Annotated in this window: 22 protein-coding genes; 16 read left to right on the plus strand and 6 right to left on the minus strand. The window is 34.4% G+C overall.

Annotated features, from left to right (window positions below):
* Positions 1 to 7: 7 nt before the first annotated feature.
* Both SIB89_RS13485 and SIB89_RS13490 read left to right on the plus strand, forming a co-directional pair.
* Positions 8 to 1,096 (plus strand): glycosyltransferase, encoded by a 1,089-nt coding sequence (locus tag SIB89_RS13485; protein WP_412560187.1) that lies wholly within the window; start codon positions 8 to 10, stop codon positions 1,094 to 1,096.
* Positions 1,097 to 1,100: 4 nt separating this feature from the next.
* On the plus strand, positions 1,101 to 1,508 hold the full coding sequence (locus SIB89_RS13490) for a sugar 3,4-ketoisomerase (RefSeq protein WP_412560188.1): 408 nt from the start codon (positions 1,101 to 1,103) through the stop codon (positions 1,506 to 1,508).
* On the opposite strand, the gene SIB89_RS13495 is transcribed toward SIB89_RS13490, so the two are convergent.
* From SIB89_RS13495 to SIB89_RS13505, 3 genes are read right to left on the minus strand one after another with little or no spacing between them, the layout of a single operon-like run.
* The gene (locus SIB89_RS13495) at positions 1,493 to 2,413 is read right to left on the minus strand and encodes a glycosyltransferase family 2 protein (RefSeq protein ID WP_412560189.1); all 921 of its coding nucleotides are present in this window, start codon (positions 2,411 to 2,413) and stop codon (positions 1,493 to 1,495) included. The genes SIB89_RS13490 and SIB89_RS13495 overlap by 16 nt on opposite strands.
* The gene (locus SIB89_RS13500; RefSeq protein ID WP_412560190.1) at positions 2,413 to 3,276 is read right to left on the minus strand and encodes a glycosyltransferase family 2 protein; all 864 of its coding nucleotides are present in this window, start codon (positions 3,274 to 3,276) and stop codon (positions 2,413 to 2,415) included. The genes SIB89_RS13495 and SIB89_RS13500 overlap by 1 nt, the downstream gene beginning before the upstream one ends.
* 12 nt (positions 3,277 to 3,288) lie before the next feature.
* Positions 3,289 to 3,972, minus strand: a complete 684-nt coding sequence (locus tag SIB89_RS13505; protein WP_412560191.1) for a cell division ATP-binding protein FtsE — start codon at positions 3,970 to 3,972, stop codon at positions 3,289 to 3,291.
* A 99-nt stretch (positions 3,973 to 4,071) separates the two neighbouring features.
* Between SIB89_RS13505 and SIB89_RS13510 the strand changes: the two genes are divergently transcribed.
* The 4 genes from SIB89_RS13510 (at position 4,072) to SIB89_RS13525 (ending at position 11,146) form a co-directional block, all read left to right on the plus strand.
* Positions 4,072 to 5,670, plus strand: coding sequence for a hypothetical protein (locus SIB89_RS13510; RefSeq protein ID WP_412560192.1), 1,599 nt, complete (start codon positions 4,072 to 4,074; stop codon positions 5,668 to 5,670).
* Positions 5,671 to 5,786: 116 nt separating this feature from the next.
* Positions 5,787 to 8,810, plus strand: a complete 3,024-nt coding sequence (locus tag SIB89_RS13515) for a tetratricopeptide repeat protein (protein WP_412560193.1) — start codon at positions 5,787 to 5,789, stop codon at positions 8,808 to 8,810.
* A 100-nt stretch (positions 8,811 to 8,910) separates the two neighbouring features.
* On the plus strand, positions 8,911 to 10,647 hold the full coding sequence (locus SIB89_RS13520) for a TonB-dependent receptor (protein ID WP_412560194.1): 1,737 nt from the start codon (positions 8,911 to 8,913) through the stop codon (positions 10,645 to 10,647).
* A 145-nt stretch (positions 10,648 to 10,792) separates the two neighbouring features.
* Complete coding sequence (locus SIB89_RS13525) at positions 10,793 to 11,146, plus strand: hypothetical protein (protein ID WP_412560195.1); 354 nt, start codon at positions 10,793 to 10,795, stop codon at positions 11,144 to 11,146.
* Here the strand turns inward: SIB89_RS13525 and SIB89_RS13530 are convergent.
* The gene (locus tag SIB89_RS13530; RefSeq protein ID WP_412560196.1) at positions 11,097 to 11,798 is read right to left on the minus strand and encodes a class I SAM-dependent methyltransferase; all 702 of its coding nucleotides are present in this window, start codon (positions 11,796 to 11,798) and stop codon (positions 11,097 to 11,099) included. The genes SIB89_RS13525 and SIB89_RS13530 overlap by 50 nt on opposite strands.
* Positions 11,799 to 11,920: 122 nt before the next feature.
* Here SIB89_RS13530 and SIB89_RS13535 point away from each other — a divergent pair, with 122 nt between their 5' ends.
* The 5 genes from SIB89_RS13535 (at position 11,921) to SIB89_RS13555 (ending at position 15,666) form a co-directional block, all read left to right on the plus strand.
* Positions 11,921 to 12,415, plus strand: a complete 495-nt coding sequence (locus SIB89_RS13535) for a YkgJ family cysteine cluster protein (protein WP_273291984.1) — start codon at positions 11,921 to 11,923, stop codon at positions 12,413 to 12,415.
* 50 nt (positions 12,416 to 12,465) lie between these two features.
* A complete protein-coding gene (locus SIB89_RS13540; RefSeq protein WP_412560197.1) occupies positions 12,466 to 13,365 on the plus strand; it encodes a hypothetical protein in 900 nt (299 codons plus the stop codon).
* 5 nt (positions 13,366 to 13,370) lie between these two features.
* Positions 13,371 to 14,216, plus strand: coding sequence for a sterol desaturase family protein (locus SIB89_RS13545; protein ID WP_273291998.1), 846 nt, complete (start codon positions 13,371 to 13,373; stop codon positions 14,214 to 14,216).
* 25 nt (positions 14,217 to 14,241) lie between these two features.
* The gene (locus tag SIB89_RS13550; protein ID WP_412560198.1) at positions 14,242 to 15,081 is read left to right on the plus strand and encodes a glycerophosphodiester phosphodiesterase family protein; all 840 of its coding nucleotides are present in this window, start codon (positions 14,242 to 14,244) and stop codon (positions 15,079 to 15,081) included.
* A gap of 153 nt (positions 15,082 to 15,234) precedes the next feature.
* A complete protein-coding gene (locus tag SIB89_RS13555; protein WP_412560199.1) occupies positions 15,235 to 15,666 on the plus strand; it encodes a hypothetical protein in 432 nt (143 codons plus the stop codon).
* A gap of 41 nt (positions 15,667 to 15,707) precedes the next feature.
* Here the strand turns inward: SIB89_RS13555 and SIB89_RS13560 are convergent, their stop codons facing one another.
* Entirely contained in the window at positions 15,708 to 16,991 is a 1,284-nt protein-coding gene (locus SIB89_RS13560; protein ID WP_412560200.1) for an exo-beta-N-acetylmuramidase NamZ domain-containing protein, read from the minus strand.
* Between the two features lie 9 nt (positions 16,992 to 17,000).
* Between SIB89_RS13560 and SIB89_RS13565 the strand changes: the two genes are divergently transcribed.
* From SIB89_RS13565 to SIB89_RS13575, 3 genes are all read left to right on the plus strand, one after another.
* Positions 17,001 to 18,233 (plus strand): ABC transporter permease, encoded by a 1,233-nt coding sequence (locus SIB89_RS13565; protein ID WP_412560201.1) that lies wholly within the window; start codon positions 17,001 to 17,003, stop codon positions 18,231 to 18,233.
* 77 nt (positions 18,234 to 18,310) lie between these two features.
* Positions 18,311 to 19,291: a PLP-dependent cysteine synthase family protein gene (locus SIB89_RS13570; protein ID WP_412560202.1), complete on the plus strand. Its 981-nt coding sequence runs from the start codon at positions 18,311 to 18,313 to the stop codon at positions 19,289 to 19,291.
* 401 nt (positions 19,292 to 19,692) lie between these two features.
* Entirely contained in the window at positions 19,693 to 20,265 is a 573-nt protein-coding gene (locus tag SIB89_RS13575) for a hypothetical protein (protein WP_412560203.1), read from the plus strand.
* A 285-nt stretch (positions 20,266 to 20,550) separates the two neighbouring features.
* Here SIB89_RS13575 and SIB89_RS13580 read toward each other — a convergent pair whose 3' ends face one another.
* Positions 20,551 to 20,961 carry a lipocalin family protein gene (locus SIB89_RS13580; RefSeq protein WP_412560204.1) on the minus strand — a complete coding sequence of 137 codons (411 nt, stop codon included), beginning with the start codon at positions 20,959 to 20,961 and terminating at the stop codon, positions 20,551 to 20,553.
* A gap of 366 nt (positions 20,962 to 21,327) precedes the next feature.
* On the opposite strand from SIB89_RS13580, the gene SIB89_RS13585 reads away from it, so the two are divergent.
* Both SIB89_RS13585 and SIB89_RS13590 read left to right on the plus strand, forming a co-directional pair.
* Positions 21,328 to 22,413 (plus strand): T9SS type A sorting domain-containing protein, encoded by a 1,086-nt coding sequence (locus SIB89_RS13585; RefSeq protein ID WP_412560205.1) that lies wholly within the window; start codon positions 21,328 to 21,330, stop codon positions 22,411 to 22,413.
* A gap of 88 nt (positions 22,414 to 22,501) precedes the next feature.
* Positions 22,502 to 24,829: a chondroitinase-B domain-containing protein gene (locus tag SIB89_RS13590; RefSeq protein ID WP_412560206.1), complete on the plus strand. Its 2,328-nt coding sequence runs from the start codon at positions 22,502 to 22,504 to the stop codon at positions 24,827 to 24,829.
* Positions 24,830 to 24,836 lie beyond the last annotated feature (7 nt).

Below are 24,836 nucleotides of genomic sequence, written 5' to 3' on the forward strand. Positions count from 1 at the left end.
ATTTTTAATGATCAAATCCAACCCTAAAAAAATATGTATTGTAGTTTCTTCTTTAGGTGCTGGTGGTGCAGAACGCTCTTCTGCTTTATTATCTGAATTATTATTTGATTTAGGTTATGATGTTCATATTGTTTCGGTAATAGACAGAATAGACTATCCATACAAAGGGGAACTGCTCAATTTGGGTAAGCTAAAATCCAAAGATCACTCTAGTTTGGGGAGGCTAAAGCGATTACTGGTTTTTAAGAATTACCTTAAGGAAAATAACTTTGATTATGTTATTGATAATAGAACTCGAATAGGATTGTTCAAAGAGTTTGTTATATCTAAATGGGTTTACAATGCAAAAAGAACGATTTATTGTATTCGCAGTTACAAAACAGAGGCATACATTAATCCAAACCATTTTATCGGGAAGGTTTTGTACGGCTCTGCATTTAAGATTGTTGCAGTTTCTCATGCTATATGTGATAAACTTAAGGGGAGTTATAATTTCAAAAATTTAGAAGTAATACATAATCCGGTTGTAGAAAATTATGAAAGCCGAAAAACCGAAAAATCAAAAACAGGTAGTTATGCCCTCTTTTATGGGCGATTAGATGATGCTGTAAAAAACGTTTCTTTATTGTTAGAAGCTTATTCTCAATCAAGACTGCCTCAAACAGGTATAAAGCTAAAAATATTAGGAAATGGAAAAGATAAAGAAATGTTGCAAAGGAAAACCGATGATCTAAATTTGGAGCCTTATGTTGAATTTTTAGGCTTTAAGGAAAATCCTTATGATTTGGTTGAGTCTGCATATTTTACGGTCTTAACAAGTAGGTATGAAGGCTTTCCAAGAGTTTTGGTAGAGTCTCTCGCTCTTGGTGTACCAGTAATTTCTGTAGATTGTAAATCTGGTCCAGATGAAATTATTATCAACGATCAAAATGGGCTTTTAGTTGAAAATCATAATATCGAAGTTTTGGCAAATGCCATGAACAGAATGCTAGAGGATAAAGATTTATACTTACATTGTAAGTCTAATGCAAGAGCTAGCGTTGAAAAGTTTTCGAAAGCGGAAATTGGTCAACAATGGAAAAAATTATTGGAGTAATTGAATGAAAACGATAGGAGATAGTAAAATTATTGAAATACCTAAAGTACACGATGAGCGCGGTTCGCTTGCGGTTATTGAAAAAGAAGTTGTTCCGTTTGCTATAAAACGGGTATACTATTTATATGATGTTCCTAGTGATAGCTACAGAGGAGGTCATGCGCATAAAGAACAAGAGTCTGTAATTATTGCATTAAGCGGAAGCTTTGAAGTGATTATAGATGATGGTAAATCGCGTAAACGGATTATGCTTAACAAACCAACACAGGGTTTGTATATACCTACAAATATCTGGCGCGAAATTGATAATTTTTCTTCAGGTGCGGTTTGCTTGGTTTTGGCTTCTACCACTTACAACGAAGATGAGTATATTAGAGAGTACAAAACCTTTAAAAATCAATCTATGGGATAATAAACCTTTTCTCCTTTTAATGATTTTAATTTTATCAATAGTTTGAGAAGCCATTTAGGACTTTTTAATAACAAATTCTTCCGAGTACTTAGTGTATTGATATCTATATGAGATTTATAATAGTTGAAGCTTTTATTATCACTTTGAAGTTTGCTTAAAATAGCCATAGAATAACGATTACGATCTAAGTAAGCTTTTATGTATTTGTTGTTCTGTTCTTCTTTAAGGTGCTTATCATATTTAGGTTTTTTATCTAATCCAAAAGTAGTGTTAGAAAGACTCGAAGGGCTATAGTTATAGATTACTAGTTGTTTGTTAATAAATAGTATATCATAATGTAAACCAAAACGAATCCACATATCTGTATCTTGACCCGAAATGATTAAAGGATCAAAATACCCTATTTTTTCTAATATTGATTTGTGAAACACTACACTAGAACTCGTAAGTAATGAATATTTTTGACTGGCTTCAAAATAATTGTAACTCTTGTAAAGCTCTGATTGCTCAAAATTATATGATACAGGAACAGTCTTATGTTCATATTTTTGGGAAATGGCTGTAGCAAAAATTTTGTGTTCAGGAAATTTTAAAATAGCTGTATGTATCGTTTTGAGATATTCTTTATCCCAAATATCATCCCCATCCAATAATGCTATATAATTGTATTTAGCCGCTTTAATTCCGGTGTTTCTAGCAATAGATGCACCTTGGTTCTCAGTCGTTATAAGTCTAATCCGAGTGTCATTGAATGAATTAATAATAGTCTCGCTTTCATCTGTAGAGCCATCATTGACTACAATAATCTCTAAATCTTTAAATGATTGGTTTAGCACACTGTTCAGCGTATTTTTTATAAAATCCGCTTTATTGTATACCGTTATGACAACTGAAAAAAAAGACACTAACGTTTTTGTTTTAGTTTACAAAAGTAACCCAACTTATAAAAATCGAATAAACGCATGGATGGAAAGGACGATTTTAAGTTTTTTAATAATAAAGGTTTTGTAAGGATAAATAACATTATAACGAGTCCACTAAGTTTTAGAGAATTAATTTTATTTGAATATTTAACAACAGAGCTGTCTTTTATAAGATTTTCATTAGTTTTTGCCAGATGATGCAAATTCTGCAAACCTTGTTCTGTCTTTTTTATAAAAGTATCCGCATCTTCTTTACTATCGTGAATAACGGGATTATCGATAAAACTAGGTTTTATGCCTTCTGCTTTTAAAGTATTAAAAAATAATAGATCTTCATAACCATAGGTTTTTATGGTTTCATTAAATGGGTACTTGAGAATTAAGGGTTTCTTTATTAAAAAATTAGCCGAAGAAAATATCTTGTTATTCTTGTAGGATTCTCTCTCTCTTGTGTATATCCATCTGAGTTTATACGGTTTTTTGGCTGCGACCTTTTCTTCAATCATTCCACCAATTACCACATCTTTTTCTTTGTGCTCGATATAGGAAGCGATGTATTCTTTTGATTTAGGAAATGTGCCAGCATCTATAAAAAGAAGAGTATTATATTGTGCTTTATCAGCTAACAGATTCCTTATGGCACTACGTCCAATATTTTTTTTCAGGAAGATTAACTTAACATTAGAAAATGCCTGTATTTTTTCAGTACTATCAAATCTAATATCTGATGCATCATCAATTACAATAATTTCAAACTTAATATGACATTTTATAGCCTGTGCATGTACTTCTTCAACTAAGGGAAGAATATTGTAATTATATACTGGTATCAGTATAGATAGCATGATTTGTAAAGATTAGTTCTTACGTTGCACTACCTCAAAAACCTTGTTTTCATCACACTTTAAGGTTTTACTCGGGTATTTTAAAAGCAAAGCATAATCGTGTGTTGCCATCAAAATAGTATTTCCATTTTTATTAATGTCTTGTAATACTTTCATAACCTCAATACTTGTCTGTGGGTCAAGGTTACCTGTTGGCTCATCTGCTAATATCAATTCAGGATCGTTAAGTAACGCACGTGCAATGGCAATACGTTGTTGTTCTCCGCCAGAAAGTTCATGAGGGAACTTAAATCCTTTAGTTTTCATGGCAACTTTATCCAAAACACTTTCGATACGTTCCTTAATCTTGTCCTTATCTTTCCAGCCAGTTGCCTTAAGTACAAATTCAAGATTACCGTTTATAGTTCGGTCTGGTAAAAGCTTAAAATCCTGAAATACAATACCCAATTTTCTACGTAAAAACGGAATGTCTTTTTCCTTCATGGTCCTAAGGTTAAAATCTACGACATTGCCTTCACCTTCGGTAAGTTCTAGATCGCCATAAAGGGTTTTCATAAAACTACTTTTGCCGCTTCCCGTTTTACCAATGAGATAAACAAAATCTCCTTTTTCCATTTCAAAATTAATATTGGCAAGTACCATGCTATCACCTTGGTAAATCGTAGCATCTTTAAGTTGTAAAACCGTTTCGGACATATTTTTTACTTCAAATTAAGTATGTGTAAATGTATTGCTTAATATTTCAAATCCCAAATGCAATTTCTACCTTGGCATAGTAATTGAAAAGCTACTTTCATGAGACATTCAATTAGTTTATTAGTACTGTTTTTTACCATATGCTCTTTTGGACAAAAAGAGTTTCATGTCTTTCCGATAGATGGTAAATCAATCCAAGGTTCTCCAAATGGCGATGGTAGCCTCAATAATCCATGGGATCTGCAAACTGCATTATCACAATCTTCAGAACGTGTAAATGGTGGTGATATTATTTGGCTGCATAAGGGAATTTATACAGGTAAATTTAAAAGTACTTTAGAATCTGCAATAAAGGGTAAATATATAAGCGTAGTAGCATATAAGAACGACAAAGTTGTTCTCAATGGAAATGTTGATAGTAACAAAAATTATGTGCTCGAAGTTAACGGAAGCAATGTCATTTATAAGAATTTTGAGATTACATTTTTAGGAAACTTTTCACGATTGAATTCAGACAAAAATTTCAGAGCTGTTGCAGGCCTTAATCATATGAAAGGGGAGGATTGTAAATTTCAGAAACTGGTAATTCACAACGTTCCTGGTTCTGGTATAGGCTCTTGGAAAGCTACAGGTGGATCTATAATTGAGGATTGTATGATTTTCAATAATGGTTATCAAGGTACTCGTGGGCATGGAGTGGGTATTTATATTCAGAACGAAAGTGATAAGACGAGAATCATTAGAAATAATATCATTTTCAATAATTATTACAAAGGCATAGAAGTGTGGTCAGCTACCTCTGGAACTAAACGAGAATTTGTTAAGAATGTATCACTAACCGATAATATTATATTCAATAATGGTGCACCTACTGGTAGGCCTTGGTCAAACCTTATTGTTGCTTCTGGAGATGCTGATGGTATCAATGTGGCCAAGAATATAAAAGTTAAAGACAACGTGCTTTATCACAACACTGATTTTACGGATTTTAAGAATTTTGGCTATGGTAATTCGCTGACTCTAGGTTATACACCAAAAGCGTTGGTAGAAGATATAACCGTTACGGATAATGTTATAATTGGAAGAAACAACGCCTTAAACATTATGCACGCTAAGTCTCTGGTGTTTGAAAGCAACATAGTTTATACAGGCTATGTGCATTTAGCAACATCTAGTCTTCCTGCACTAGAAATGGGTCACATGAGCTTTAACAACAATAGATTCCATACTAGAAAAACGGCAGGATTAAGAGTTTTAAAACATAAAGATTACAAACTTTCGGACTGGAAAACCACTTTTGGTATAGACGAAAATAGCGAGTGGAAACAACTGAAGAATTTCCAAATCAACCCAGTTTTAAAAGTAGTAGAGCTAAAGACGAAAAAAAATCATTTCAATGTGGCATTGCTTCAAAAAGAAGGAAAAGATGTTACGGTAGACTTTAGTGAGTTTGATATTGAGGAAGGTTCATCGTATAAAATCTACGATATTGAAAATAGAACCGTAGTAGTTAAATCTGGCGAGATTTCAAAAGATATGAAAGTAACATTCCCAATGGGATTAAAGGCTTTTGAAAAACCGACACATAACACTATGGCAACAAAAACCTCCAGTAATTTTGGAGTCTTTAGAGTTGAGTTTGAAACGCCAAAGAAAAAGGAAGGATTTTTTAAACGATTCTTTGGCTGGCTATTTTAACATTTAATAAGTTAGTTTATAATTATACAGAGTTTTCACCGTTATAGATTTTGTATTGAATTATATTTACATTAATTACAATTCATCATAAAAATAATAATCAAAAAACGAAGCAAATGCTACTTCTCAAAAGACAATTCATCATCGTTTTTCTCATGTTTTCTCTACTCGGTATTGCTCAGAAATCTGCGGTTTATACTAGTGATTTAAAAGATTATCAGAAAGCATTGACCTTATACAACAATAAGCAGTACAAAGCCGCACAGTCCTTGTTCGATGATATAAAGTACAATACTAACGATAAGATGTTGAAATCGGATTGCTCGTATTATATCGCCAATTGTGCGGTAAGATTGAACCAAAGAAACGCTGATGACTTAATCACAGAATTTGTCGAGGAATATCCAACAAGCACCAAGAGAAATACAGCTTATTTAGACGTAGCCGATTATTATTTTGAAAACTCAAAATACGCTTACGCACGTAAATGGTATCAAAAAGTGGATGAACTGAGCATTGCACGTTCTGAGCGTGAACGCTACTATTTTAACTACGGTTACAGTCTATATGCTACCAAAAGTAAAACTCAGGCTACAAAATATTTAAATAGAGTTGTGGATTCCCAAGAATATGGTTCGCAAGCCAAATATTATATCGGTTACATGGCTTATGAAGGTGATGACTACGATACAGCCAACGAATATTTTGATCAGGTTAGTGATAACGAAAAGTACAAGGAGAAACTATCATATTATCAAGCGGATTTAAACTTTAAATTAGGAAAGTTTGAAAAAGCCATTGAACTAGCAAAGGAGCAATTACCAAATGCCAGAGGTGATGAAGAATCCGAGCTGTCTAAAATTATTGGTGAAAGCTATTTTAACCTAGAACAATATGAAGAAGCCTTGCCATACCTCAAAGTATACCAAGGCAAACGTGGCAAATGGAACAATACCGATTACTACCAATTAGGTTACACGTACTACAAGCAAAATGATTTTGAAGCTGCAATTTCTGAATTCAATAAAATTATTGACGGTAACAATTCCGTAGCTCAAAATGCGTATTACCATTTGGGCGAGAGCTATATCAATCTCGATAAGAAGCAAGAAGCACTGAATGCTTTTAGAAACGCTTCTGAAATGGATTACGATCTAAAAATTCAGGAAGATGCCTGGTTAAATTATGCCAAGATCAGTTACGAAATTGGTAACCCGTACCAATCGGTTCCGCAGGTATTGGCTGGTTATTTGGATAAATACCCAGAAACAAGTTATAGAGAGGAAATCGAAACCTTATTGATCGATTCTTACATCACTTCAAAAAATTACAAGGAAGCGCTTGAGCTTTTAAAAGGAAAGAACAGTTTTGAAAATAAAGTGGCTTACCAAAAAGTGGCCTTTTTTAGAGGTGTTGAACTTTACAACGAAACGAAGTATAGTGAAGCTCTAGATTTATTCAACAGTTCTCTAAAAGAACCAAGGGACCCGATTTTTGTAGCAAAGGCAACGTTTTGGAAAGCAGAAACCGAATACAATCTTTCCAATTTTAACGATGCGTTGATTGGCTTTAAACAATTTAACGGAATGGCAGAGGCTTCAGACCTTCCCGAAAATGAAAATCTTGATTATAATTTGGCTTACACCTATTTTAAGTTGAAGGATTATAACAATGCCTCTAATTACTTTCAGAAGTTCATAGATAAAAATTCGAGCGATAGACTCAGAAGAAATGATGCCTATCTAAGATTGGCAGATGGATATTTTGTATCGAGTAAGTACCAAAATGCCATAAATGCTTATGATAAAGCCATTCAGATTAATGAAATAGAAACAGACTATGCAGCATTTCAAAAAGCGATGAGTCACGGGTATTTAGGCAAGAGTTCCACAAAAATTTCTGAGTTAAACGCGTTTATAGAAGGTTATCCAAAATCAGCTTTGAGAGACGATGCCATGTACGAATTAGCAAATTCTTACGTAAAGACCGGTGATACAGACAAGGCGATGCAAATGTACGACAGGCTAAATTCTGAATATAGACGAAGTGCGTTCACATCAAAAGCTTTGTTGCGCCAAGGTTTGGTCTATTACAACAGTAACGATAATGAACGTGCATTGACCAAGTTTAAGAAAGTAGCGAGTGACTTTCCTGGTTCTGGAGAGGCTGTACAGGCAGTTTCCACGGCACGTTTAATTTATATCGATTTAGGTCGTGTGGATGAGTATGCATCTTGGGTTAAATCTCTAGACTATGTTGAGGTAACTGATGTTGAATTGGATAATACCATGTATTTGGCTGCTGAGAAACCCTATTTAGATAATGATACAGATAATGCTATTCGTCAGTTCAATAAATATCTGAATCAATTCCCGAATGGAATCCATGCTTTAAAATCACACTTTTATTTAGCGCAGTTGTATTACCAAAAGGATTTGTTCGAAAATGCACAACCACATTACCAATATGTTGTTGAGGCTGCAAAAAGTGAATATACCGAACAGGCAACAGTTAGGTTATGTGAAATTTACCTGAACGATTCCAATTGGTCTAAAGCAATTCCAGTACTAAAAACTTTGGAAGCCGAAGCAGACTATCTGCAGAATGTATTATATGCGCAATCCAATTTAATGAATGCCTATTATCAGACAGAAGATTATAATCAGGCAGAGACTTATGCCGAAAGAGTACTGGGCAATTCAAATTTGGATAACAAAGTGAAGAGCGATGCCAAAATCATCATTGCACGCTCAGGCATAAAAACCGGTAATGAGACCAAGGCAAAAGATGCCTATGCAGATGTTGAAAAAATCGCCACAGGTAGCGTAGCAGCTGAAGCTCTGTTCTATAACGGCTACTTTAAGAACAAAGAGGGTAAGTACGAAGCTTCTAATACAATCATTCAGCGATTGGCAAAGGATTATAGCAGTTACAAATACTATAGTGCCAAAGGTTTGGTGGTTATGGCAAAGAATTTCTATGCTTTGGGAGATGCCTTTCAAGCGACCTATATTTTGGAAAGCGTGATTTCAAACTTCCCAGATTTTGACGATGTTGTACAAGAAGCAAGAATAGAACTCAATAAAATAAAAACCGAAGAAGCAAAAACAAATTCATCAATCGAAACAGACGATAATTAAACAGGAAAGCATTTTGACTGTGCTCAATATAACAGTCTCGAATCATTAATTATTGTCAGGCTGAGCGCAGTCGAAGCCAAAAAAATCTAAATCAAAAAACATGAAAATCAAGTTTTTAATTTTTATAATCACCATAGCAACCAGTTTATCATTTATCAATGCCCAAGAGCGCAAAAATGATACTATTGACGATCAAGTGGTAAATGTGGTAAAACCATATACACCAACGATTTCTGATGCGTTTAAAATTAAGGATACACCAAAATTAAGCGACTCTAATATGGTGAAGAAAAAGGAAGTGAAATACAATATCTTCTCAATTCCTGTGGCATCTACCTTTACACCTGCAAAAGGAAAAGCAGCTAATGTTGATAAGGCAAAACCGGTGAAGTTATACGATAATTATGCATCACTTGGTGTGGGAACTTACACTACAATTTTGGGCGAGGTATATCTTAACCATGAGTTGAGCAGTACCGAAAATGTAGGTGGTTATTTTAGCCATCATTCCTCACAGGGTGGTATCGACAATGTGTTTTTGGATGACAATTTCAGTAAAACCGGTTTAAATGCACATTATTCGCAGAAACTTAGGGATTTTTCATGGAAAATAGATGGAGGTGTTGATTTAATGACCTACAATTGGTACGGTTTACCAGAGGGATATGAAGATCAAGCTAGTAATATAGATCCTAGGCATTCCTTTAACAGCTTTTACATAGGCGGTAAATTGAAGTTTGATGACGCCATCATAAAAGACGGAAGTGTGAGATTCAGACGTTTTGGCGACGATCAAGACTCTGGAGAGAATAGATTTGTGGCTAAAACAAATTTTGCTATTCCTGTTCAAGGAGAAGAAATAAACACAGAACTTTATGTGGATTACATAGGCGGTAGTTTTGACGAAAGTTATTTTGGCGGTGATGAAATCAATTATGGAAACGTAACCTTTGGTTTATCTCCATCATACCAAATGAAACAAGACGATTTAACTGTTAATTTGGGTGTTCGTTTGGTCTATCTTAACGATACTGAGTTTAGCGATAATAAGTTCTTTATTTACCCAAATTTTGAAGCATCCTACCGTCTAGTTGATGAGATTTTAATCGCCTACGGTGGAATTAAAGGAGAGCTTCAACAAAATTCGTACTATCAATTTGCAAGTGAAAACCCATTTGTGTCACCAACCTTGTTAATCGCTCCAACAGACCAACGCTATAATGGATTTATTGGGTTAAAAGGAAAGCTGTCTAATAACGTAAGTTATAACATTAAAGGAAGTTATTATTCTGAAGATAATAAGCCGTTATATAGGTTAAATACAGTAAGAAATTTTTCGTTTGGTAGCGGAGCAGAAGATTATTATTACGGTAATTCATTCGGAATTGTTTATGATGACGTCACTACATTCTCTGTAGGAGGTGAGCTAAATATAGATGTCAATAGAAACTTTACTCTAGGTTTAAAAGGTGAGTACTTTGGTTATAATACGGATACACAAGCCGAAGCATGGAACCTGCCAGACGTAACCGGATCTATTTTTATGGATGTTCAGATAACAGAACAGTGGTTTGCTGGTGCTAGTGCTTATTTTGTTGGTGAGCGAAAAGATTTATTTGAATTGGAAGGCTCTTTAACAGGCGACCCAATTATGGAGGTGATAACACTAGAAAGTTACTTTGATGCCAATGCACATTTGGGTTACAAAATAAATGACCAACTTTCAATTTTTGCTAAAGTGAATAATATTTTAAATCAAGATTATCAGCGTTACCTCAATTTCCCAGTACAAGGTTTTCAAGCTTTAGCAGGCGCAACCTATCAATTTGATTTTTAATATTGACTGTTACGGGTCTGTAGTATAAGGGTTATCTTGTTTTAAAGAAGGTTTAGGCTTGAATGCAGTAATTTTTTCTATGAAGATTAGTCTTAAAGATATCGCAATATTCTTATACCTCATATCTTTAATACTCCCATGCTTTATGGGTGCACCAGGTTTTTTCGGTTTTTTTGCACTTATCCTCGGATGGATTGGTATAGCTTCTTTAGACATATTTATTGGACTTCCTTGGTTAGCAAACCTGTTATTTTTTGCTGCATTGATATTTTATACAATGAATAAAAATTACAAAATAGTATTATCGGTTCTGACGATAATTTTGGGTTTGTTTACGCTTGGAATAAACGAAATTCCAGCAGACGAAGGAGGTGCCTATTATAGTGTTTCGGTTGGTGTAGGTTTTCTTTTTTGGATGTCTAGCTTTATTGTTTTACTTATTTCTAGTATCAAACAGAAGTTAACTTCACCAAATAATCAAAATGCACTCCATCCATAATTTTTTCACATTGTAAACCCACGGTTTGGCAAGCGGTATGTAATGTTTCAAAATCAAGGTAAAGCCATTTCATGGGTACTTCTTCTTCGCCTTTATAGCTGAGGTGGTAATCAAGTTCGCCATAATATTGACTGTTTAAATCTATCCAAATACCACCATCTTCATCTTCGTACATATAGGATATATCAGAAGAATCGATTAGGATTTGTCCATTGGGATTTAATAATGATTTTAGGTGTATTAAGTATTTGGAAACTTTTGATAGCTCTTGAAAAATTCCTGTACCATTCATTAATAATAGAATCGTATCAAATGTTTCAGTTTCTTCCAAAAGTGGTTTTAATTCAACATTCAAAACACCACGCTGTTTTGCTACTTCAATAGCACCTTGAGATGTGTCAATGGCTTTAACCTTAAAACCTTTATTTTGCAACCACAACGCATGACTACCTGCACCACAACCCACATCAAGAATGTGTCCTTTACTTAAATTTAGAGCTTTTTGTTCCAGCTTTGGCATTTCAGCATAATCCCTAAACAAATAGGGAAGTGGTAGCTCGTCTTTATCTGAGATATTGGTCCAGGTGACGATATCTTCAGAATAATTGTTGTTCTGATAATCCCTTAATGCCTTTCCGAAGATATCTTTCATAATTATTTTCTTGTCATTGCGAGCGAAGCGCGGCAATCTCTTTTTTAATTTAACTATTTTTACAACAGATTACCACGTCACTACATTCCTCGTAAATGACATTAACTTTGTATTTTTACACTATGCAAGACCAAATCAATAATCTTCCTAAGCTCGCCAAAGATAAGCATAAGGAAAACAAAATTTTCTTTACAAAACTGAGAAAAAAGCCACCCAAGCAATTGGATTATTTAATGCAAGATCTACACAAGGAAGAATTTGAACGCACAGATTGTTTAGATTGTGCCAACTGCTGTAAAACTACTGGACCGCTTTTTACAGACAAGGATATTAAGCGCATTGCCAAGTTCTTTAAAATGAAAGAACAGCAATTTATAGAAACATACCTTCGTTTAGATGAAGATAATGATTATGTGTTGCAATCTGTACCTTGTACGTTTTTAGGTGCGGATAATTATTGTTCAATTTATGAAGTGAGACCAAAGGCTTGTAGAGAATTTCCGCACACGGATAGAAAGAAGTTTCAGCAAATTTCTAACTTAACACTCAAAAATGTGGTTATATGTCCTGCTGCTTTTAACATCGTTGAAGAAATGAAAAAACGAATTCAATTATAAAATTTATGCTTCGGAATAATTTTTGATACTCTATTTTGAAAAAAAATAAAATGAAAAAACTCTATACGACCCTAGCACTCGTCTTTTTTGGAATGAGTATTTCCTTTGCACAGGCTTGGATGACCAATTTAGAAATTGCCCAACGATTAGCGCAGGTACAAAATAAAATGGTGCTCATGGTTTGGGAAGAAACCACTAACTATCAGTATCCGGTTTTTGTAAAAGATGATAGAGGGAGAACCATCTATATAGATAATTTATTTGAAGATGAAGAAGTGAGCCCATTAATATGGGAGTACTTTGTACCTGTTATAGTGAGTGAGTATAGATATGCGGATTTGTATGAGAAAATTAAAGGAAAACGAAGTCAAGCCTACATCGATAAGTTCAATGACGACTCTATAAAAATTATGGATGTTAACGGTAATATTTTAAACGTCAGTTATTTTACGGAAGACTTTCAGAATATTACGGAAATTATAAGGCTTTATGGGCTTAATACGCAGTATATCGCTCAAGAACTCAAGGATTATAAAAGTGAAAAAGATTTTTATTCGGCTTACTATTTAGCTTCAAAATATTTGGACTTTGCGCTGTATGCCGATACAAAGACACGATCTAGTATTGTAAACCTCTCTAATATATATCTTCAGGAAGCTGTTGAATTAATAAAAGAACAAGAACCAGAGGATAGACCAAGCTTAGAGCAGCGTTGCGAATTACTTAAAATTCAAGAATATCTCATATTAAAACGCCCAAAGAAAGTCATAAGGTTATTGAAAAAGCTGAAGGATGAAGACATCTATGAGAGCAATAAGTCTTTTGTTGCTTTTCTTTACTACACAGCATATATGAGTACAGACAAACCTGAAGATGCAAAACCATGGAAAGCTAAAATTTCTTTAGTAAATTTGAGCAAAGCCCAAAAGATTATTAATCTTAATACTTAAAAATGGTGGAAACCTTAATTAATTATTTTGAGACCATCCCGTCCAAACACCGTAGTCTTATTTTGGTTGGTGGACTTACATTGTTTTGGTTAATTGAAAGCGGACTGCCTTTATTTAAGTTTAAATACAACAAATGGAGACATGCACTACCCAATTTATTTTTTACGTTAACCACGGTAGTCATCAATTTTGCTTTTGCTTTTCTGTTGCTTGGTGCAGCTGATTGGGTAAAAGCCAATGATTTTGGAGTTATTAATTGGTTACCGGAAATGCCGTTATGGTTGTATGCATTTTTAGGAGTGTTATTGTTAGATTTTTTTGGTGCTTACTTGGCTCATTATGTAGAGCACAAGGTAAAGCCTTTATGGATGGTGCATTTGGTGCATCATACAGACCATAATGTAGACACAACAACGGCTAACAGACATCATCCTATAGAAAGTGTTATAAGATTTATATTCACGCTTTTGGGAGTTTTAATTGTCGGTACACCAATAGCTTTAGTGTTTTTGTACCAGTCCTTGTCATTGGTGTTTACCCAGTTTACACATGCAAATATTAAGATGCCTAAAGGTTTGGATAAAGCGCTAAGTTATTTTATTGTGTCGCCAGATATGCATAAAATTCATCACCATTACAGATTGCCTTATACAGATTCTAACTACGGAAATATATTTAGCATTTGGGATCGCCTATTTGGGACGTATATGTACATGGAACGCGAAAAATTGGTTTATGGCGTCGATGTGTTTCCTGATGAGAAAAAGAATGGTCATATCGGTGAATTGCTAAAGCAACCTTTTCAGAAATATGAAAAACCTACCTTGTCAGCTGATTTTGAGAAACAGTAATTTTCTTTTAATAATTTGCTTGCTAATGAGCTGCAATTCAAACCCAAAATTAGATGTGCAAGGACATAGAGGCTGTAGAGGGCTTTTGCCTGAAAATTCCTTACCAGCTTTTGAAAAGGCCATTGATCTTGGTGTGCACACCCTCGAGCTCGATATTGCCATTACCAAGGATAAAGAAGTCGTGGTGTCTCATGAGCCGTTTATAAGCCGATTTACTTGCCTAAATCCTGAGGGTAATGAGATTCCCGAAGAAATGGATATGGCTTACAATCTCTACCACATGACTCACGAGGAAATTAAAGAATTTGATTGTGGCTCTAAGTTTCATCCGTCTTATCCAGAACAAGAAAAGTTAAAAACATACAAGCCACTTCTATCCGAAGTTTTTGAAATGGATAAGGTGAAAGAGTCAGAGGTTAAATTCAATATTGAACTAAAGTCCAAGCCCGAATACTATGGTATTTACACACCGCACCCAGAGGAATATGTGAAAATCGTATTGAATGAAATTGAAGATAAAGGCATGTTCAATCGCGTGAATCTGCAATCCTTTGATTTAGCTATTCTCGAAGAAATAAAGAAGCAATCTCCAAAGATGAAAGTAGCACTTTTAATCGACGAGGATGAAAATATTGCAACGAAGCTGGCTGAATTATCCTATAAACCAGAGATTATAAGTCCATATTTTGAATTGTTAACGTCACATGATTTAATAATGAATTATCAAGATAAAGGATATAAAATAATTCCTTGGACGATTAACGAAGAACAAGACATGTTTAAGATGCTAAGATGGAATGTCGATGGCATTATTACGGATTATCCAGATAGGCTTCTAGAGATACGTAAAAACAATCGTTATTAACAGTTTATCAACAAAAAGATGTCGTTGCTCTAATATTTATGTATTTAATGGATTTTTTAGTCTGTAAATTCATAAACCATTTATGTTTGCTGGTGGATTAATTAATTACTGTTGGAATAAACAAACTCATGTTTAATTCTAAGTAATGCCATAGTGAAAAATTTAATCCGTATCTGTCTCCTCATTATTCTCATTTTCTTATTGAGCTTCTCACTTAAAGCGCAAGAGCATTATGCTAAACTTGAAAAGAATAGAAACATTCAAGCCAAAGGTTTGATACACCAACTAAACGCTACAAAAGACACGCTAATTCTCAAAAGTGACACAAAAATCAATTATCTCTATTCCATTAATAAAGACTACGGAAGAGATTTTGATGTTTATGTTGACACAACTTATTTTGAATTACCGCTAAATAAATTACCTAAAGGAAAACATGTATTGGTAGCTGTACAATCACCAAAACGGATTGTGTTTGTAGTAAGAATATTAAAGGATATTCCTAAAGACTTACCCGAACAAGAAATTTCAGAAGACATTGTAGCAACGGAACCAGTTAAAGTTGCGGTGACTAACAATAATTAGGGAAGGGTCATACTGAGCGCAGTCGAAGTATCTAAAATAGTTTAGTTGTAAATTAGGTATTTCTCTCTCACCTCTTTATAGTCATCCAAATCATCTTTCCAAGTTGCTCTAATTTCAGTTTCGCTTAGTCCAGCTTCAATTTGTTGTTGCAATTTCGCTGTTCCTGCATGCTTTGTAAAATTAGCCGTATTGAAGACCTTGGATTTATCCGTAGCATGCTTATATGCATCCATAACGTACTTTAAGGTAAATTTCCGTTCAGCCTTAACATTAGATAAATCTGCACCATAACAAACGTCATCTTTATGCTTAGGATATTTAGAGCCGAAATTTGGTTTTGGAGTATAGCTGAATTCATAATGACTTTTATCTAAAAAGGGAGCTCCATAACGTTGAAATTGAAACTCTGTACCACGGCCAGCATTAATATTGGTGCCTTCAAACAAACCTAAACTCGGATATAACGTAATGGATTGATCATTTGGTAAATTAGGTGAAGGTCTAATAGGTAAACTGTAGAGGCTATCGTGATTGTAATTTTCCATTTCAATAACAGTGATATCACAAGTAACTCCATTGCTTAACCATTTTTCACCATTAATCATTTGTGCATATTCACCAATCGTCATACCGTGAACCAATGGAATAGGATGCATGCCCAAAAAGCTACTATGTTCTTTTTCCAATACAGGGCCATCAACGTAATTGCCATTAGGATTTGGCCGATCTAAAATAAGAAGAGGTACATTGTTTTCTGCACAAGCTTCCATAACATAATGCAACGTAGAGATGTAGGTATAAAATCGAACACCAACATCCTGTATATCAAAAACCACAATATCTAAATCCCCTAACTGTTCTTTGGTTGGCTTTTTGTGTTTTCCGTGAAGTGAAAAAATAGGCAAACCTGTTTTGGTGTCCAAGCCATCTTTTACATTTTCACCAGCATCAGCAGTACCTCTAAAGCCATGCTCTGGTGAAAAGACTTTTTTGATGTTGATATCTAAATCTAATAATGAATCAACTAAATGTACAAATGAACTGTCATTGTGAGTCTCGTTTTTTTTACGAGACGTGGCAATCTCTTTAAATATTACAGACGTCTGATTCGCCACAACACCAACACGCTTTCCTTTAAGCAATGGTAAATACTGTTCCGTTTGATCAGCACCAACAACAATTGCTTTGTTATCCTTTGGCTTCGTGCTTCGAGCTTCCTGCTTCAAACTTTCAGCTTTCACTTTTTCACTTCCAACTTTTCCTCCACAAGAAATCGCTACCAAGACAAATAATAAAACAGTATTTTTGAAAACCTTAAAACGCATATTTAGATTTTGAATTTTGAGTTGTTTATAGCTAAACGCATTATTGGCAGTAAAGCGTATAAAAGTAGTGTTTCGGCACCAATAATTAAAATTGGAATTGCCGCAATTGCTATTGGTATTATTGTTATGCTCATTGCTATTGCCACAGGTTTGGGCTTACAGCAAAAGATAAGGGATAAGGTTGTGGCTTTTAATGGTCATATAGAAATTACCAATTTTGATACCAATGCTTCCGATGAATCCCAAGTGCCTATTTCCAAAGATCAAGATTTTTACCCTGAATTCAATTCGGTTGAAGGAGTAACACACATACAAGCCGTTGCTACCAAGTTTGCCGTTATCAGAACAGAAACTGATTTTGAAGGTGTCGTGGTAAAAGGCGTAGGAGCTGATTATAAGTGGGATTATTTTAAAGAGTTTTTGGTAGAAGGTCGTCTGCCCGATTTTACAGGAAAACGAAATGAAGAGATTTTAATTTCAAGTTATTTGGCGAATCGATTAGGTTTTAATGTCGGAGATAAATTTCAAACCTTATTTGGTGAAAATCTTGAAAGACCACCACGTATTATCAATTATGAAATCGTAGGAATTTATAATTCAGGCTTTCAGGAATTGGACGAAAAATTCTGCATTGCAGATATAAGACATATACAACGTCTCAATAAATGGAAGGCTGACGAAATAGGCAGTTTTGAAGTTTTTGTAGATAATTTTTCAGAATTAGATGAAATAGTTCCACAGGTTTATAAAGAGTCAGGTTCTTATCTCAATGCCAGACCTGTCAATAAAAAATACTACACGGTTTTCGAATGGATCAAAATTTTTGATAGCAACACAAATATCATCATCGCCATTATGATTATCGTTGCTGGTATTAACATGATAACCACACTATTGGTGCTGATCTTAGAGCGTACCAATATGATTGGTGTTCTAAAAGCCTTGGGAAGTTCTAATTGGTCCATAAGAAAGGTGTTTTTATATAATGCATCCTATCTTATTGGTTTGGGTTTAATTTGGGGAAATCTTATAGGACTTGGCCTATTATTCACTCAGAAGTATTTTAAATTATTTCCTCTAAATCCAGATACCTACTACGTCAGTGAAGCACCAGTTTATATCAGTTGGGACTACATCTTATTACTGAATATAGGAACTTTCATTGCTTGTTTATTAATGTTGATGATTCCCTCAATTATCATCTCAAGAATTTCACCGGTGAAGGCCATTCGGTTTGATTAAAAGCCATTGAAAACATAACCAACTTTTTACTTTCTACTTATTACTTTATACTTAAATTTGCACCGCAAATTGATTTTATGGACTACGCAGAAAATATATTAGGGACTATAGGAAACACTCCTTTAGTAAAAATGAATAAACTGGTTGAAGAGCTGCCTTGTTTGGTACTTGCTAAATACGAAACCTTTAACCCAGGGAACTCGGTGAAAGACCGTATGGCATTGCAAATGATAGAAGATGCCGAAGCTGACGGCAGACTAAAACCAGGTGGAACGATTATAGAAGGAACCTCTGGTAATACAGGTATGGGCTTGGCCTTAGCTGCTATTGTAAAAGGGTACAAGTGCATTTTCGTGATTAGCGATAAGCAGTCTAAAGAAAAAATGGATGTGCTAAAGGCTATGGGAGCTGAGGTTGTGGTTTGCCCAACAGATGTTGAGCCAGACGATCCACGTAGTTATTATTCGGTGTCTAAGCGTTTGGGTGAAGAAACGCCAAATTCTTGGTATGTCAATCAATATGATAACCCAAGCAATACCAAAGCACATTATGAAAGCACTGGACCAGAAATCTGGAAACAAACAGACGGTAAGATTACTCATTTTGTAGTTGGTGTGGGTACAGGTGGAACCATTTCTGGAGTAGGGAAGTACCTAAAGGAACAAAATCCGGATATTAAAGTTTGGGGAGTGGATACTTATGGTTCGGTATTTAAAAAATATCATGAAACAGGTGAGTTTGACGAAAACGAAATCTATCCTTACGTCACTGAAGGTATTGGTGAAGACATATTACCAGAAAATGTGGACTTTAGTATTATCGATGGGTTTACCAAAGTAACCGATAAGGATGCAGCGGTTTACACGCAATTGTTGGCAAAAGAAGAAGGCATGTTCTTGGGTAACTCAGCAGGTGCTGCTATAAAAGGAGTATTACAATTAAAAGAACATTTTAAACCAGAAGATGTTGTGGTAGTCCTTTATCACGACCATGGAAGTCGTTACGTAGGTAAAATGTTTAATGACGATTGGATGCGTGAGAAGGGTTATATTGAATAGCTGTTTTATTATAGCTCTATATTGAGCTTGCCTTTACTTAGCCCAGTCGAAGCATAGACAAACTTAATTTTAAATCCTTATTCTGTTTTGAATGAGGATTTTTCTGTTTTATATGTTAAAGTTGTGCAAATACGTAACTTTACGTATAGTATCAGCATACTTCACTTTTACATAATGTGCAATATTAAATCTATGTTGTTTCGATTATTTACAATATTTATTAAGCTAAAAGCTTAATCTTTTTTAAAAAATTAACTCTTTATAGCAGTTAGAAACACAAGCATATATAATAATATAATTACAGAAAAATTATTAAAATGATAATACGTAGTTCTACGTATAAAAATGCACTCAATAATTTTTAACTTTATAAAAATAAAAGAAACCAAATCTTTTTAACTATGAAAAAAATAAATAATTATTTGTCATTCCGATACCGAAACTTCGGTAGAGAAATCTTATTAATTCTACTACTAACATTTACGCTTACCTCTTGCAAAAAAGACGACGATGGCGGCTGCCAAGGAGTGGACTGCCTACCTCCAGCTACGCAGACTGGCGAGGGCACCTTTGGGTGCCTCGTTAATGGTGAGCCTTTTGTAGATAACTCTGGCTTTTTTAACTGCTTTTACCAATTAGTGGATGGCGAGTATTATTTTGGGATTGGTTCAGACAATGAATTATTACCAATTACTCAAATTATTATTTTATCATGGATGAAAGAAATTGAAGTTGATACCGAAATTCAATTAGGATCGAGAAACAACGGAAATTTTTTCTCTGAAGTATCTTTTGATTGCTTCTGCCCCAATGCCGTAACTACTGACGAGATAGATGGTAACATTACATTTACCGAATTTAATACAGATTCAAATATTGTTTCAGCAATTTTCGAATTTACAATTACAGACCCTACTACAGGAGCCATTTATGAAATAACCGAAGGTCGTTTTGATGCACAGTTTACGCAATAATAAAAACAAATAGCACCGCTTTACGGCAATAAAGCGGTGCCTTATAATTAAACCTAAATAAATTAAGTCTAACCTTTACAATTCAAATTTATGAAAAAACTATTTTACTTATGCCTCCCTCGCTAGCGCTCGTCTGCGACGAGTGATACTAGAGGTTATACCCTAAAACCAAACAGATTATTTAGAAAAAAGGTTCTTCCCAAGGAAGAACCTTTTTAATATTAAAATAGTTTTTTTAACATTGCCAGCCTCTTGGTTTACTACCCAATGGCAACCTTAAATCATTTAGTCTATAAAATTACTCGTTTTTATCCAAGTTTCTTTAACAACGTCATCATCTGTATTGGTATAGCCAAGAACCAAAGTGGCAGTATTTAAAATGTATTCATAAGAAAAGGTAATTCCGTTGGATGTTTCAAACTCCATCACATTGCCATTGTTGGTGATCTTAAATGTACCAGAACTTGCATCATTGCTCTCTAAGGTAAACAAGCCTTTAAAATCTCTAATGTCATTATCATCTCTAAAGATAAATTTGTCATCGTCGGTTGGTTGTGGGTCGGTGTCATTAACAATTCTGCTTTGTAGTTCCCATTGGCCAATTAAGTTTTCAATTGCAGAATAATTGTGGTCTTCATCTCGGCTGCAACTCATTACAGTAGCAACCATTGCCAAGATTAATAATATGGGTTTCATAACTTTTGCTTTTATTTAAAATTATGAAAATGTTGCAGAACTCACAAATCTTTAGGTTTGAAATATTGTTAAATATAGCTTGGAATTTGATTGTTAAAGAATTATTTATATATTTGGTAAACCAAACTGGTTAACCAATTTATAGTTAGACTATATTTTATTCTTGATGTTTTAGCTCTATCGATACTGTTTTGTTGCTCTAGTAATGACGAATTAGATCTTTTGAACCCTAATAATTTATAGAATAATCACAAAGATGATGACAATAATGAAGATGATATAGTTTATGCAGATACAGACTCAGATACATTTTTTATATCAAAAAAAGTATAATAATTAATCTGTAACACACTAAAATCAATTAATATGAAAACAAAATTACTTATTACGCTATTGCTAGCAACTCAAATTGGGAGTGCGCAATTTTATTTAAACGAAGTTATGCTTGATCCACCAGGGACAGATACACCGCACAATTTCATAGAGATTAGAGGTACTGCCTCTACACCTCTAACAGACATGTATGTTGTAACAATTGAAGGTGATGGAGATAGCGATGAAGGAAGGGTTGACGAAGTCATCAACATAAGTACTTTTTCAACAGGAACAAATGGTTATTTTGTAGCAGCTCAAACGGGAAATTTTTACAGCATCAATCCGGCTGCAACAGTAGGATTGGATTTATTCTCAGGTGATGTAGAAAGTCAATCCCATACCATTATGCTAATTCAAACATCCACGCCACCATCAACAGGAGATGATATTGATCCAGATGAGGACGGTACTCCTAATGGTACTACTTGGGATGGATGGACAGTATTGGATAGTGTAGCTCTTCTTAAAGATAACAGTCAGTCTACTACGCTAGCAGTTGCTTATTCAACAGTAGTGTTTTTAGAGAATAATGAAGCAACAACACCAACAGTAATTGCTCCTGCAGGCGCAACCATTATAAGTACTCCTGGTACTCAGTTTGATTATGCTGGTAGAATAGGTGATTCTACAGGTGATGCGTTAACAAACGACGAGACAACTTCAGATTGGGTTGGATCTGATTTGCCAAGCGCAAGTACACCATCTATGGCAGGTGATTTTTGGGTTATGAGTTCTAGTAGTAGTGCTCTTAGAGCTTACCCGGAAAGTTTTGAAGGTTCAGAGCTAAATCATATTGGTGGTCCAAACCCAAGCCAGAATACACTTTCAACTGAAAGTTTTGATTCTAATAGTTTTAGACTGTATCCTAACCCAGCGAAAACAGTTTTAAATATTGAAACTAATATAAACGATGCGGATTTAAAAGTACAAGTGTTTAACTTATTGGGTAAAAAAGTTTTAGATACAAATATTGATAATGGGAGCATTGATGTTTCTGAGTTAATAACTGGATTGTACCTAGTTAAAATAGCTTCTGATTCTAAAGCCATTATTACAAAAAGAATAATTATTGAGTAGTTTTATTTTATTCCTAATCACAAAAGCCTTTTTTTAAAAGGCTTTTGTTTTAAATACTTATATTCAATTATACTATAACGTCCACCTTATGAAAAAAATCATTATATCATTTCTCATTTTAGCTTTTGTATTTGCTTGTAATGAAAACTCTACAAAAAATGAAATATTAGTTAAAAACAGTGAAGAATTAAACACTGCACTTAAAGATAGTAAAGCTGGTGATGAGATTGTATTGGCAAATGGAATATGGAAGGATGTTGAAATTAAATTTAGAGGAAAGGGAAGCGAGGGCAACCCTATTGTATTAAGAGCCGAAACTCCAGGAAAAGTTAGTATTGAAGGTCAATCCTATCTAAAATTTGGAGGAGAATACCTCGTGGTTGAAGGCTTGCATTTTAAAAATGGATTTTCGCCATCAAATGCAGTCATAGATTTTAAAATTAGCCATAAAGATTCGCTAGATGAAATAGCAAATAACTGTAAAGTAACAAATTGTGTTATTGAGGACTTTAATAAACCAAAAAGAGATAATAGCGATCTTTGGGTGCAATTTTGGGGAAGACATAATGAGTTAAGCAACTGCTACATTGCAGGAAAAACCAATAGAGGACCTACCGTAAGGGTAAGCATTGCAGGTGTAGAAAGTATTAAGAACTATCATCAAATCATTAACAATCATTTTGGACCAAGACCTGTAAAAGGTGGTCCTAGCGGAGAAACCATTCAGCTAGGTGATAGTTATACCTCAATGTCACCAAGTCATACCTTAGTTGCCAATAATTTATTTGAAGAGTGTAATGGTGAAGTTGAGGTCATATCAAGCAAAACCAACTTCAATGAATTTAGAAACAATGTGTTCTATAAAAGTGAAGGTTCTTTAGTGACGCGACATGGTAATTATGTGACCATAGACGGCAATTATTTTATAGGTGATGGTGTCAACGAAAATTATGGTGGCATCCGAATCATCAATACAGGACATTGGGTCACCAACAATTATTTTTATAACCTAAAAGGAAAAAGTTTTAGAAGTCCTTTAGCCGTTATGAACGGTATTCCAAAATCGCCACTGAATCGTTACAACCAGGTTACCGATGTGGTTGTGGCTTACAATACCTATGTAAATTGCAGTTCGCCTTGGCAGTTTGGTGTAGGTCAAAATTTGGCGCAATCAGAGGTTTTACCAGCATCCGAAATTCGTTCGGCAAGAGCTATCAGAACTACAGTCGCCAATAATGTAATTTATAATGAGAATGGACTTGAAAATATAGTGGTTGAAAACGATAAAGCAGACGGTGTGTTGTTCAAAAATAATGTCGTTGATAATCAGGGTGTAGATTTCAAGGATTTTAATGGAGGTATTGTTGAAGTTGATTTAGAATTAAAACAAATATCTGATAATATTTATCTTCCAATAGGAATTCCTAATGAAATGGAAGCTTATAATGGTTTTGATTTTAATACCATTGAAAGTGACCTTTTTGGTACTTCAAGAAAGAATAACAAAATTATCGGTGCAGTTGTGGGAGTGGATGTTACAAACCCAAACATCTTAGATAAATCTAAATATGGAACCACTTGGTATTCTAACGAAGTTGAAGCTAAAGAACCGACTACCCATTCGGTATCTAATGTTGAAGAATTGCAAAGCAAAATTGATGAGGCAGCAAATGGAGATATCATTGCTTTGTCTGAAGGTGTTTTTAATATAAGCAAATCAATAGTAGTCAATAAGTCAATTACCGTTCAATCCCAAGGAAATAATAAAGCAGAATTGGTATATTCTGGTAAAGCGGATTCTCCATTGTTTTCATTGCAGCCAAAAGGCAAATTAACCATAAACAATGTTACTTTAAAAGGTAACAATTCAAACTATGCCTTTGCAAGTTTAAAAGAAGGTATGTCCAATCACTTTGGTCTAACGGTTTCAAATTCTGAGATCAGTGATTTCAATTATGTTTTAAAAGTTTACAAAGAATCTTTTGCTGAGCGCATCACTTTTGAAAATACGTCGCTTTCAAATTGTGAAAACGGTTTGGAGTTATCTGAAGAAACCAATGACAAAGGAGATTATAACACGGAGTATCTTACTATTGACAACTGTAGTTTCACCAATATAAAAGCCAATGTGATAGATTATTATAGAGGTGGTTATGATGAATCTACAATTGGTGGAAACCTGTTAGTCAAAAACTCGACGTTTACTAATTGCGGAGCAAAAGAGAAAAACGGAATCCTATTAAATCACTACGGAATTATTAATGTAAACATTACAGAAAACACTTTTAAAAACAATAATGTACAGTTTGTGTCCATTCTTTGGGGAGCGAAAAACAATTCGGCTTCTGACAATACGTTCACTAATTCCGGTACAATAAAAACCGAAGAAAACTTGAAAATGAAATTGATGTATTAGGTACTAT

This window comes from Winogradskyella sp. MIT101101 (assembly GCF_047126865.1).
Lineage (GTDB): Bacteria > Bacteroidota > Bacteroidia > Flavobacteriales > Flavobacteriaceae > Winogradskyella > Winogradskyella ouciana.

Excerpts from the sequence above, each read along its gene's own strand:
- SIB89_RS13485 (WP_412560187.1), top strand. The coding sequence starts at position 8 with ATGATCAAATCCAACCCTAAAAAAATATGTATTGTAGTTTCTTCTTTA.
- SIB89_RS13490 (WP_412560188.1), top strand. The coding sequence starts at position 1,101 with ATGAAAACGATAGGAGATAGTAAAATTATTGAAATACCTAAAGTACAC.
- SIB89_RS13500 (WP_412560190.1), bottom strand. The coding sequence starts at position 3,276 with ATGCTATCTATACTGATACCAGTATATAATTACAATATTCTTCCCTTA.
- SIB89_RS13505 (WP_412560191.1), bottom strand. The coding sequence starts at position 3,972 with ATGTCCGAAACGGTTTTACAACTTAAAGATGCTACGATTTACCAAGGT.
- SIB89_RS13510 (WP_412560192.1), top strand. The coding sequence starts at position 4,072 with ATGAGACATTCAATTAGTTTATTAGTACTGTTTTTTACCATATGCTCT.
- SIB89_RS13515 (WP_412560193.1), top strand. The coding sequence starts at position 5,787 with ATGCTACTTCTCAAAAGACAATTCATCATCGTTTTTCTCATGTTTTCT.
- SIB89_RS13520 (WP_412560194.1), top strand. The coding sequence starts at position 8,911 with ATGAAAATCAAGTTTTTAATTTTTATAATCACCATAGCAACCAGTTTA.
- SIB89_RS13525 (WP_412560195.1), top strand. The coding sequence starts at position 10,793 with ATGGGTGCACCAGGTTTTTTCGGTTTTTTTGCACTTATCCTCGGATGG.
- SIB89_RS13530 (WP_412560196.1), bottom strand. The coding sequence starts at position 11,798 with ATGAAAGATATCTTCGGAAAGGCATTAAGGGATTATCAGAACAACAAT.
- SIB89_RS13535 (WP_273291984.1), top strand. The coding sequence starts at position 11,921 with ATGCAAGACCAAATCAATAATCTTCCTAAGCTCGCCAAAGATAAGCAT.
- SIB89_RS13540 (WP_412560197.1), top strand. The coding sequence starts at position 12,466 with ATGAAAAAACTCTATACGACCCTAGCACTCGTCTTTTTTGGAATGAGT.
- SIB89_RS13550 (WP_412560198.1), top strand. The coding sequence starts at position 14,242 with ATGAGCTGCAATTCAAACCCAAAATTAGATGTGCAAGGACATAGAGGC.
- SIB89_RS13560 (WP_412560200.1), bottom strand. The coding sequence starts at position 16,991 with ATGCGTTTTAAGGTTTTCAAAAATACTGTTTTATTATTTGTCTTGGTA.
- SIB89_RS13570 (WP_412560202.1), top strand. The coding sequence starts at position 18,311 with ATGGACTACGCAGAAAATATATTAGGGACTATAGGAAACACTCCTTTA.
- SIB89_RS13575 (WP_412560203.1), top strand. The coding sequence starts at position 19,693 with ATGAAAAAAATAAATAATTATTTGTCATTCCGATACCGAAACTTCGGT.
- SIB89_RS13580 (WP_412560204.1), bottom strand. The coding sequence starts at position 20,961 with ATGAAACCCATATTATTAATCTTGGCAATGGTTGCTACTGTAATGAGT.
- SIB89_RS13585 (WP_412560205.1), top strand. The coding sequence starts at position 21,328 with ATGAAAACAAAATTACTTATTACGCTATTGCTAGCAACTCAAATTGGG.
- SIB89_RS13590 (WP_412560206.1), top strand. The coding sequence starts at position 22,502 with ATGAAAAAAATCATTATATCATTTCTCATTTTAGCTTTTGTATTTGCT.